Raw genomic sequence first — 9,651 nt, forward strand, 5'->3', positions numbered from 1 at the left:
GCAATGACCGCCACGCCCGCCACGGGGACGACGACCGAGAGCACCGGGACGACCGGCGCGTACGAGCCCACCGACCGCACGGTCCCCACCCGGTCCCGCGACCGGGCGCGCTACGACCGCGAGACGGTGCACTCGATACTCGACGAGGCCTACATCTGCCACCTGGGCTTCGTCCGCGACGGCGCTCCCGTCGTCCTGCCCACGCTGTTCGCCCGGGTCGGCGAAGCGATCTACATGCACGGCTCGACCGGCTCCCGCCCCCTGCTCGCGGCCGGCAAGGCCGATCCGGGCCTGGCCGTCTGCGTGACCGTGACCCACGTCGACGGTCTCGTGCTGGCCCGCTCGGCCTTCCACCACTCGCTCAACTACCGCTCGGTGATCGTGCACGGCACCGCCCACCAGGTCACCGACGAGGCGGAGTGCCGGATGGCCCTGGACGCCCTGGTCGACTCCGCCGTCCCGGGCCGCTCCGCCGACATCCGGCCCGCCAACGCCAGGGAACTCGCCGCCACGGCGGTGATCCGCGTGGATCTGACCGAGGTGTCCGCGAAGCTGCGTACCGGTCCGAGCAACGACGACGCCGAGGACCTGGGCCTGCCGTACTGGGCGGGCGTGGTCCCGGTCGCCCCCGCGTTCGGCGCTCCGGTGCCCGCCGCGGACCTGGCCCCCGGCATCACCGTTCCGGACTACATCACCGCGCTCTGAGGACTCCGCTGCACGGCGGTGGGTGCGGCCTCCTCCGGACGGCGCGATTCCGCCGCGATGAGGGCGCCCACCGCCGTCAGCAGCAGTACGGTGCCCAGCACCACGGCGGCGGTCAGCCGCTCCCCGAGCAGCAGGACGGCGATCGCCGCTGCGCTCACCGGCTCGATCAGCATGATCACCGAGACGGTGGCGGCCCGTACGGCGGCCGCCCCGGTGAAGTAGAGCGCGTACGCCAGCGCCGTCGGCACGGTGGCCACGTACACGAGCAGCCAGAGCACCCGTCCGAGATCGGCGGTGTGCGGCAACAGCCCCTCCACCGCGGCCAGCGGGAGCAGGCACACCGTGCCCACCGCGACCGACCACGCGGTGGTCACCAGCGGGTCCCCGCCGGCGCCGCGCTGCCCGAGCCAGCGGGCCCGCAGGGTCATCGCCGCGTAGCCGGCGGCGGACAGCAGGGCCCAGCCGACGCCGAGCGGCCGCACCTCGCCGCCCCCGCTGCCCAGCACCAGGACGGCGAGCCCCGCCAGCGCGCCGAGGACGGCGGCCGCGCCGCCGCGGCCGAGCCGCTCGCCCATCCAGTACCGGGCCCCGAGCGCGATGAGCACGGGACCGGCGCCGAGCGTGACCACGGTGCCCACCGCGAGGCCCGTCTCGCGCACCGCGGCGAAGTACGCGGCCTGGAAGAGGGTGAACAGCAGCCCGGTGCCGATCAGCGATCCCGCCGAGGGCCGCGTCCGTCCCGGCCCGGTACGGGACCCCCGTACGGCGAGCACCCCCAGCAGCACCACGAGCCCGCCCGCGCACCGCCAGAACGACAGGGCGAGCGGGCCGAGGTCACTGGCCAGGAAGAGGAGTGAGGCGGCCGCCCCGGCGGTGCCCCAGGCGGCTCCGGCGACGACGAGGTACAGCAGACTGCGCCCGGCAGCGGGCGAATGGTTCGACACGAGACTCTCCGCGCATGCGTGAAGGATGAAAGAAGCAGGTCATCGCTTCGCGGGCAGCGCGAACCGGCCCGGGAACCCCCGGGCCGGGTCATGATCGTCGAGGCGCCGCCCGCGCTAGGCGGCGGGAGGCGGAAGCACGGTCGAATGCATGATCGCCACCCTAGGCCGTCGTGGTCTCGCGGTCCAGGAGGGCCGGACCGCCCACGGCGGGCGGGACCGGAGGAACCGGCGGGGCCGGCCGGGAGGACTGGGCGATGAAGGCCCCGCCCAGCACCAGTGCGCCACCGACGATCTGCCAGGTCGAGAGGTACTCGCCGAGCAGGATCCAGGCCAGCACGGTGGCGACGACCGCCTCCAGGAAGGCCACCACGCCCGCCACCTGCGGCGAGAGCTTGCGCACCGAGACCACGCCGGTCAGATACGCGAAGACGGTCGCGACCAGCACCACCCAGGCGAGCAGCACCGGCGCGGGCATCATCGTGCCGCCCACGGAGGCCTGGCCGCCCAGCACCTGCCAGTCGATCTCCCACGGCCGGGCGATCACCGTCATCACCAGGGCGCCGACGAGCATGCCGTACGCGATCACCCCGAGCGGGTCGGGGGCGTCGTCCCCGTCGGCGCCCTGGTCGGCGAAGACGAAGTAGAAGGCCTGGCAGCAGGCCGCGGCGAGGCCGAAGAGCACGCCGAGCGGGTCCAGGCTCAGCCCGGCCCAGATCTCGACCACGCAGGCCAGGCCCACGACGGCCACGGCCGCGCCGGCGGCCGCGCCCCGCGTCACGGGCTTGCGCTGCACGAAGCGGATGTAGCCGAGCAGCAGCGCCGGGCCCAGGTACTCCAGCAGCAGGGCCACGCCGACCGGGATCCGGGACAGGGAGGCGAAGTAGAAGGCCTGCACACCCGCGACGGCGATCAGTCCGAAGCCGGCCAGCAGCAGGGGCTTGCGCAGGACGAGGTCACGGTGGCGCCAGGCCAGCGGGGACAGCACGAGCGCTGCCCCGGCCACCCTGAGCCAGACCATGTGGAGGGGGTCCAGACCCGCCTCGATCAGCGGCTTCGCCGCAACTCCGGAACCACCGAACGCGAACGCCGAGACGAGGGCGAGGCCCAGGCCGGCGTTTTTCCCTGACGCTTGCATCCCGCCATCATGACAGGGTCGGTCAGTACCGTCACGGCGGTGACGCCTGTTGAGACGGAGTCGATATCGCGACCCGCCGGCCCCCACGGTTTCTGACAGGTCGTCAGTATTGAATGTTCCGCCCGCCGGGGCTACCTTCCGCCGCACGTACCCGACGAGAAGGGGTGGTCGCATGGCTGAAGTCACCGCGGAATCACGCATCGAGGCGCCCGCCGCGATGCTCTGGTCCCGGCTCACGGACTGGGACGCGTACGGCCAGTGGAGCATGACCCACACGAACTTCCCGAAGGGCGGACCGGAGACCCTCGCGATCGGATCCACCTTCGCCGAGAACATGAAGATGATGGGCTTCCCGGCCGAGATCCTCTGGACCGTCTCGGAACTGGAGGACGAGCGCCTCTTCGCCATCACCGGCAAGGGCCCGATGGGCGTGGCCGTCCTGACGCGGTACACCCTGATCCCGGATGGCGGGGCCACCACGGTCCGCATCGACGGAGAGTTCACCGGGGCCGCCGTCTCGCTGATGGCGGGCAAGCTCAAGGACTCGGCCACCGCCGCGCTGAACGAGTCGCTGCGCAAGCTGGCCGCCCTGGTGGCCTGACCGCCCGCCTCCCACCCCGTACGCGTCAGCGCGCCCCGCGAGAGGACTCGCGGGGCGCGCTGCGTGGAGCCGGGGCCTTCCGGCCCTCAGTGCTCGTCGGCCAGGATCAGGTAGAGCTTCTTGCGGGCGTCGTTGATGACCCCGAGCGCCTTCTCGCGCTGCTCGGGCGAGCCGGTCTTGAAGACCTGCCCGAAGGCCTCCATCAGGCCGATTCCGGCCGTCCGGACCTCGTGCATCGCCTCGAAGTCGAAACCGCGCCCGGCGTCGGCCCACGGCGCGTCCGGGCCCGACTCGGCCTCGGTGCGGCCGGCGTCGGTGAGCGTGAACAGCTTCTTGCCGCCCTCGCTCTCATTCGTGATGAGCCCCTCGTCCTCGAGCAGCTGCAGGGTCGGGTAGACCGAGCCCGGGCTGGGCTTCCAGGCCCCGCCGCTGCGCTCACCAATCTCCTGGATCATCTCGTAGCCGTGCATCGGCCGGTCGGCGAGCAGCGCCAGGATCGAGGCGCGCACGTCACCGCGCCGGGCCCGGCCGCCGCCCCGCCCACCGCGCCCGCCGCGGCCTCCGAAGGGCCCGCCGCCGAAGGGCGGCCCGAACGGCCCGAAGGCGGCGCGCAGCCCCCTGAACTCCTCCCGACGGTCCGGCCCGCAGTGGCCGTGACCCCGTCCGTGCTCATGCCCGTGGTCGTGCTGTCCGCGTGAACGCATGACTGCGCTCCTTTCGTCACTTTGTCGTTCCTTCGTCATCGGTTGTCCGATGACTCAACTATCGTTGATCCATCGCGATGCGTCAACGATATATCGGAACCTGTCGTCAACGATCGAGGGTGCGACGGCCGGTCCAGTCACCCCGGATTGGCCTTTGTCGGTGATCGGCGAACCGTCCTACCGTCGCCCCATGCGCATCCGAATCGTCGACGCCTTCACCGACCGGCCCTTCCACGGGAACCCCGCCGGAGTCCTGCTCCTCGACACCGCCTTCCCCCCGGACGCCTGGCTCCAGCAGGTCGCTTCCGAGGTGAACCTCTCCGAGACCGCCTTCGCCCATCCCCTGCCGCCCGGCGGGGACGCCGACTGGGCGCTGCGCTGGTTCACCCCGGCCGCCGAGGTCGACATGTGCGGCCACGGCACGCTCGCCACGGCGCACGTCCTGGCCTCCGCAGGCCTCGCCGCGGGCCGGATCCGCTTCGCCGCGCGCTGCGGGATCCTCACGGCCGAGACCGCCGAGGACGGCACGGTCACCATGGACTTCCCGACGTCCTCACTGACCCCGGTCGCGGCGCCGGCCGCCGTGGACCACGCGCTCGGCGGGGCGCCGATCCTCTCCGTGCACGACACCGCCGCGCACATCGGTGACCTCGTGATCGAGCTCGCCGACGAGAAGACCGTCCGCGAGCTGACGCCGGACCACGGCGCCCTGCGCGCCTTCGCCAAGCGCGGGGTCATCGTCACCGCGGCCGCCGAGGATCCCTCCCGCGGGTACGACTTCGTCTCCCGGGGCTTCTTCCCGGCCTTCGGGATCGACGAGGACCCTGTCACCGGCAGTGCGCACACCGCGCTCGCCCCCTTCTGGGCCGAGCGCCTGGGCCGCACCGAGCTGACCGGTCTCCAGGGCGGCGCGCGCCGCGGTCTCGTACGGGTGACCCTGGCGGGCGACCGCACGCTGCTGACCGGCCGGGCCGTCACCGTCGTCGACGGCGAGCTCTTCGCGACCCCGCCAGGGGCCGAACAGGCGGTGTGACCACGGGGCACGGCCCCGGCCGCAGGGCAGGGCCGGGCCGGGTCAGCCCGCGGACCCGTCCCCGTCGCCCGTCCCGTTCCCCTTCACCCGCGGCTCCGATCGCGCCTTCGCATCCGCCTTCGCGCGCGCGGCGCTCCGCCACTTCTGCTCCTGCTCCTCCCAGGCCGCCGAGTCGATCCGCTTGCGGTAGACCTGCTCCGGCTCCGCCGCGCCCAGGTGCACCGTCCACACCCACAGGACGGCCGACACCGCGAAAAAAACGCCCGCCAATGCCAGATAGGAGGCCACTTCCTCGGACTCGGAGGCACCGTCCATGTGCGCGAAACCGGGTACGCCGATGACGAGCGCGTTCACCCACCACGCGAGCGCCCCGTTGAACAGGACGAGGGAGATCCAGTACACGACCCGCATGCTCCTCGCCGGGCCGCTCACCTCCCCCAGCAGGAGGAGGCGCCGCAGCGAGACCGGCCCGGTCCGGTGGCGGCCGCCCGTGTCCGCCTTGGCGCGGCGCACCGACGCGTAGCACTCGTCCAGCCAGCGCCCAGGCTCCGGGTCGGGGGTGGGGGCGTCGGTGGGCGCCAGCTGCTTGGCCTGGATCCAGCCGCTGAGGAACTGGATCTCCAGCTGGGCCTTCTCCAGTCGCCTGCGGTAGTGGTGGTCGGAGCTGCGTGCCTCGCGGCGGTCCCGGATGAGGAGGCTGGCCCCGCCCACCAGGCCGCTGACCACGGGCACGAAGAACGGCGCGAACGGGATCAGGGAGTCCAGAACTGCCACCGGGCGCGCCTCCTCACTCCCCTCCAGCGTGGCACCGGTTCGGCCTCCGCCCCCGCCCGGCCGGGCCGATCGGGTGAGCCGCCGCATCACGGCGTGGGCAGCCAGCCCACCTTCCCCGCGAGCAGTGCGTAGCCGCCGAAGGCCACGATGTCGAGCAGCGCGTGCGCGACGACGAGCGGTCCCACCCGGCCCCAGCGCCGGTAGGCGAGGACGAAGACGACGCCCATCACCATGTTGCCGATGAAGCCGCCGATGCCCTGGTAGAGGTGGTAGGAGCCGCGCAGCACCGAGCTGGCCAGCAGTGCGGCCGTCGGCGACCAGCCGAGCTGGTCGAGCCGGCGCAGCAGGTAGGCCAGCACGATGACCTCCTCCACCACGGCGTTCTGCAGCGCGGAGAGGATCAGTACGGGGAACTTCCACCACACGTCGGGCAGCGCCTCCGGCACCACCGTGAGGTTGAATCCGGCGGCCCGCGCCCCCAGGTAGAAGGCGAGCCCCGCGCTCCCGATCCCCGCGGCGACGAGCGCGCCCCGGGCCAGGTCTCCCAGGGGCCGGGTGCGGTCGAAGCCCAGCACCCGCAGCCCGGGGGCGCCCTCGCGGGTCAGCAGGTGCGCCACCAGCAGGACGGGGACCAGCGCGCTCGCGATGCCGAACAGCTGCCACGCCAGGTCCAGCCAGGGCCGGCCCGGGGCCTGCGAGGCGTTGAGCGTGGCGGCCTGGTCCTTCAGGCCCCCCGGCTTGGTGAGCGAACCGATGAAGCTGATGAGCGCCGAGACACCGCTCGCGCCCAGCGACAGCGCGAGGACGAGCAGCGTCTCGTTGCGCAGGAGACCCCGCCGCCCGTCCTCGTCCAGCCTCACGAACACCGGCTCCGGATCCGCCCGCACGCCCGACTCCCGTCCTGCCATCCCGTTGCGACCACCCCATACTGCCTCCTCGGGCGACCGGGAGGATCACTGCGGGGGGACAACGGGATCAACGGGACGGCGAGACCGGCAAGATCGGCGGGACGACCCGACGGCTCCGGCCACGCGCGCCGGTCACGCTCCGACTCCGGCCACGCACCGGCTCAGCGCGCCGCCGGCACCGAGGGGCTCACCTCCTCCCCCAGACCCACGGGCCAGGTGTGCACGGGGTCGCCCTTGTGCATCAGCTCGCTGTACCTCCGGGTGGTCGCGGCCAGCGCCTCGTCCCGCTCCAGCCCGGCCGCCATGGCCCGGTGGTAGGTGTCCACCTGCCAGGTCGCCCCGTTGACCCTCCGCCGGCAGCGCTCCTCGATGATGCCGAGGTAGTGGTCCCGGTCCGCGGGCTCGATGCCCCAGGCGTCCAGCCCCGCCGCCGCCATCGGCAGCAGCTCGTCCAGGACCAGCCGTACGGCGGGCACGCTCGCCAGTCCCCCGGCCCGACCCCGGCGCGGCCACCGCAGCCGTGCGTCGATCCCGTACCGGCAGGCCGCGTCGAAGTTCGCCTCCGCCTCGGCGAAGGGCAGCCGGGTCCACACCGGGCGCGGCTCGTCGGCGAGGGTGCGGACGAGCCCGTAGTAGAAGGCGGCGTTGGCGACGACGTCGGCGACCGTCGGCCCGGCCGGCAGCACCCGGTTCTCGACCCGCAGGTGCGGCACCCCGTCCGCGACCCCGTACACGGGCCGGTTCCAGCGGTAGACGGTCCCGTTGTGCAGGACCAGCTCCTGCAGTGCCGGCACCCCGCCCTCGGCGAGCACCCTCAGCGGCTCCTCCTCGTCGCATATCGGCAGCAGGGCGGGGAAGTAGCGGACGTTCTCGGCGAAGAGCTCGTACGCCGAGTCCACCCACCGCTCCCCGAACCAGGTGCGCGGCCGCACTCCCTGCGCCTGGAGTTCGGGCGGCCGGGTGTCGGTGGCCTGTGTGAACAGCGGCGGCCGCGACTCCCGCCACAGCTCGCGCCCGAACAGGAAGGGCGAGTTGGCGCCCACGGCTATCTGTGCGGCGGCCACCACCTGCGCCGCGTTCCACACGGCCGGGAACCGGGCCGGCGTCACCTGCAGGTGCAGTTGTACGGAGGTGCAGGCGGCCTCCGGCACGATCGACCCGGAGGTCCAGATCAGCCGCTCGACCCCGTCGATGTCGAGCGTGAAGTCCTCCCCGCGCATCATCAGGATCTGCTCGTTCAGCAGCGAGTAGCGGTCCACGGCCGACAGGTTCGCGGTGACCAGGTCGGAGCGGGAGATCGTCGGCAGAATGCCGATCATCACCACACCGGCGTCGATCTCCGCGGCCTGCCGGTGGGCATAGCCCAGCCCCGCGCTGAGTTCCTCGGCGAGCTGGTCGAATACCCGGCCGCCGAGCCGGTGCGGCAGAACGTTCACCTCCAGATTGAACATTCCCAGTTCCGTCTGGAAATCAGGACTCGCTATCCGCTCCAGCACCTGGGCATTCACCATTCTCGGCAACCCGTCGGCGCCCGCGAGATTCAGCTCGATCTCCAGTCCCATCATGTTCTTCGGGCGATCGAACCTCTTCTCCGCCAGGAGTCGCTCCAGCCCCTCCAGACACTCGTGAAGCTTCCTTCGATACCGCTGCCGATCGGACAGGTCGAATCCGCCCGCCACGACCTTCTCCCCCATCGAAGCGTCCCTCCTCGAGTGGGCCCGGCCCGGGACACCCAGGCGCGCATTACGGTCGATGATGCCCCGCCTCCGTGATCCATAACGCGGTGGGGGCGTGCGTGGCGAGGAGCGCGCGCCGGTTTGGCCGAAGGGCGCTTCGGCACATTCACCTGGCAAGTCGCTTCGCGCAAATTCCTCTTCGACTTTGCACGCGCCGCAAAACCGATGCTTTCCAGCCGAGCCCCCGTCCGGTAACCTCCGAGGTCAGCGCGGCACGTTCGCGCACATCCGGCATGAATGCCATGTCAGCGGGACCGGTAAGCGTCTTGTCGGCAATAGGCGGGACAGCTAGCCGAAACACTGCGTGAACACATGTCGTATAAACTCCGCAAACGAGGCAGAGAGTTGGCGCGCGGCCATTGCCCCTCGGCCCCCCTCTGGCCCCAGAATGCGACAGCGCCGTCCGCACCTGCCCCCGTTCCACAGGTCTCCCAAGTGAGAGGCGACCCACCATGCCGCTGCATGTCCCTCCGGCTCCCGCGCCCGCCCTGCGCAGCGTCCTCGCGGCACTCGGTTCTCCCACCGCCGTCCACGAGGCGCACACCCCGGCCCTGCGCGCGATCCAGGGGCCGCTGACCGCCGAACTCCCCCTTCCGGTGCACGTCCTCGACCGGCTGGGCATGTCCACCCTCGCGGCCGGCGGCAGGCCGCCCCGCACGCGGCTCACGGGCTGGCGGTTCCTGATCCGCAGTGGGGACCGCCACGTCGCGGCGGCCGACACCCGCCTGACCCCCGACGGCTGGACCTTCTCCCATTTCTTCGAGGGGCCCTACGTCGCCGCCACCGAACGCGCCCTGCGCCAGGCGGAGTCCCTCGGTACGAACTACCAGCCGCGGCTGCTGTCCGTACCGGAGCTCTACATGCTGACCCTGTGGCTGCACGGGGCGGTCGGCGCCGACGCCTCCGCCGGGCTGCCCGCCGGCGAGGACCTGCTGGTGCCGCTGGCCCCGGCCCCGCCCGGCATCGCCGCGTACCGGCCGCATCCGGTCTCCGAGCTGCTGCCCGTGCTCACCCACCGGCTGACCCCCGCCACGGCACCCCTGCCTCCGTCGCTGGCCGCGCCCGCCGCCTGACCCGGATAACCCATTCGGCCTAGTCCGCTCGGGTCACG

10 protein-coding genes are annotated in these 9,651 nt (G+C 72.4%); 4 read left to right on the plus strand and 6 right to left on the minus strand.

From position 1 onward, the window contains the following. The first annotated feature begins 3 nt into the window (after nucleotides 1-3). Nucleotides 4-705 carry a pyridoxamine 5'-phosphate oxidase family protein gene (locus OG472_RS10550; protein ID WP_401612745.1) on the plus strand — a complete coding sequence of 234 codons (702 nt, stop codon included), beginning with the start codon at nucleotides 4-6 and terminating at the stop codon, nucleotides 703-705. Here OG472_RS10550 and OG472_RS10555 read toward each other — a convergent pair. Further along, the gene (locus OG472_RS10555; RefSeq protein ID WP_405829187.1) at nucleotides 687-1,649 is read right to left on the minus strand and encodes a DMT family transporter; all 963 of its coding nucleotides are present in this window, start codon (nucleotides 1,647-1,649) and stop codon (nucleotides 687-689) included. The two genes, OG472_RS10550 and OG472_RS10555, sit on opposite strands and share 19 nt — an antisense overlap. 160 nt (nucleotides 1,650-1,809) lie before the next feature. After that, nucleotides 1,810-2,784, minus strand: a complete 975-nt coding sequence (locus OG472_RS10560; RefSeq protein ID WP_383574047.1) for a DMT family transporter — start codon at nucleotides 2,782-2,784, stop codon at nucleotides 1,810-1,812. 172 nt (nucleotides 2,785-2,956) lie between these two features. Here OG472_RS10560 and OG472_RS10565 point away from each other — a divergent pair, with 172 nt between their 5' ends. Continuing rightward, nucleotides 2,957-3,385: an SRPBCC family protein gene (locus tag OG472_RS10565; protein ID WP_405941344.1), complete on the plus strand. Its 429-nt coding sequence runs from the start codon at nucleotides 2,957-2,959 to the stop codon at nucleotides 3,383-3,385. An 86-nt stretch (nucleotides 3,386-3,471) separates the two neighbouring features. Here OG472_RS10565 and OG472_RS10570 read toward each other — a convergent pair whose 3' ends face one another. Continuing rightward, the gene (locus OG472_RS10570) at nucleotides 3,472-4,089 is read right to left on the minus strand and encodes a PadR family transcriptional regulator (protein ID WP_401612735.1); all 618 of its coding nucleotides are present in this window, start codon (nucleotides 4,087-4,089) and stop codon (nucleotides 3,472-3,474) included. A gap of 190 nt (nucleotides 4,090-4,279) precedes the next feature. On the opposite strand from OG472_RS10570, the gene OG472_RS10575 reads away from it, so the two are divergent. Further along, entirely contained in the window at nucleotides 4,280-5,122 is an 843-nt protein-coding gene (locus OG472_RS10575; RefSeq protein ID WP_405941345.1) for a PhzF family phenazine biosynthesis protein, read from the plus strand. A 42-nt stretch (nucleotides 5,123-5,164) separates the two neighbouring features. Here the strand turns inward: OG472_RS10575 and OG472_RS10580 are convergent, their stop codons facing one another. The 3 genes from OG472_RS10580 to OG472_RS10590 form a co-directional block, all read right to left on the minus strand. Further along, nucleotides 5,165-5,896 carry a hypothetical protein gene (locus OG472_RS10580; RefSeq protein WP_405941346.1) on the minus strand — a complete coding sequence of 244 codons (732 nt, stop codon included), beginning with the start codon at nucleotides 5,894-5,896 and terminating at the stop codon, nucleotides 5,165-5,167. 86 nt (nucleotides 5,897-5,982) lie between these two features. Continuing rightward, complete coding sequence (locus tag OG472_RS10585; protein ID WP_383574037.1) at nucleotides 5,983-6,804, minus strand: CPBP family intramembrane glutamic endopeptidase; 822 nt, start codon at nucleotides 6,802-6,804, stop codon at nucleotides 5,983-5,985. A 161-nt stretch (nucleotides 6,805-6,965) separates the two neighbouring features. After that, nucleotides 6,966-8,498, minus strand: coding sequence for a glutamate--cysteine ligase (locus tag OG472_RS10590; protein WP_401612723.1), 1,533 nt, complete (start codon nucleotides 8,496-8,498; stop codon nucleotides 6,966-6,968). A 494-nt stretch (nucleotides 8,499-8,992) separates the two neighbouring features. Here OG472_RS10590 and OG472_RS10595 point away from each other — a divergent pair, with 494 nt between their 5' ends. Then, nucleotides 8,993-9,613: a hypothetical protein gene (locus OG472_RS10595; protein ID WP_319731696.1), complete on the plus strand. Its 621-nt coding sequence runs from the start codon at nucleotides 8,993-8,995 to the stop codon at nucleotides 9,611-9,613. Nucleotides 9,614-9,651: the final 38 nt, after the last annotated feature.

This window comes from Streptomyces sp. NBC_00207, assembly GCF_045160965.1.
GTDB lineage: Bacteria > Actinomycetota > Actinomycetes > Streptomycetales > Streptomycetaceae > Streptomyces.

What these genes read in the sequence shown, in the direction of transcription:
- OG472_RS10550 (WP_401612745.1), top strand. Translation starts at nt 4, where the DNA reads ATGACCGCCACGCCCGCCACGGGGACGACGACCGAGAGCACCGGGACG.
- OG472_RS10560 (WP_383574047.1), bottom strand. Translation starts at nt 2,784, where the DNA reads ATGCAAGCGTCAGGGAAAAACGCCGGCCTGGGCCTCGCCCTCGTCTCG.
- OG472_RS10565 (WP_405941344.1), top strand. Translation starts at nt 2,957, where the DNA reads ATGGCTGAAGTCACCGCGGAATCACGCATCGAGGCGCCCGCCGCGATG.
- OG472_RS10570 (WP_401612735.1), bottom strand. Translation starts at nt 4,089, where the DNA reads ATGCGTTCACGCGGACAGCACGACCACGGGCATGAGCACGGACGGGGT.
- OG472_RS10575 (WP_405941345.1), top strand. Translation starts at nt 4,280, where the DNA reads ATGCGCATCCGAATCGTCGACGCCTTCACCGACCGGCCCTTCCACGGG.
- OG472_RS10585 (WP_383574037.1), bottom strand. Translation starts at nt 6,804, where the DNA reads ATGGCAGGACGGGAGTCGGGCGTGCGGGCGGATCCGGAGCCGGTGTTC.
- OG472_RS10590 (WP_401612723.1), bottom strand. Translation starts at nt 8,498, where the DNA reads ATGGGGGAGAAGGTCGTGGCGGGCGGATTCGACCTGTCCGATCGGCAG.
- OG472_RS10595 (WP_319731696.1), top strand. Translation starts at nt 8,993, where the DNA reads ATGCCGCTGCATGTCCCTCCGGCTCCCGCGCCCGCCCTGCGCAGCGTC.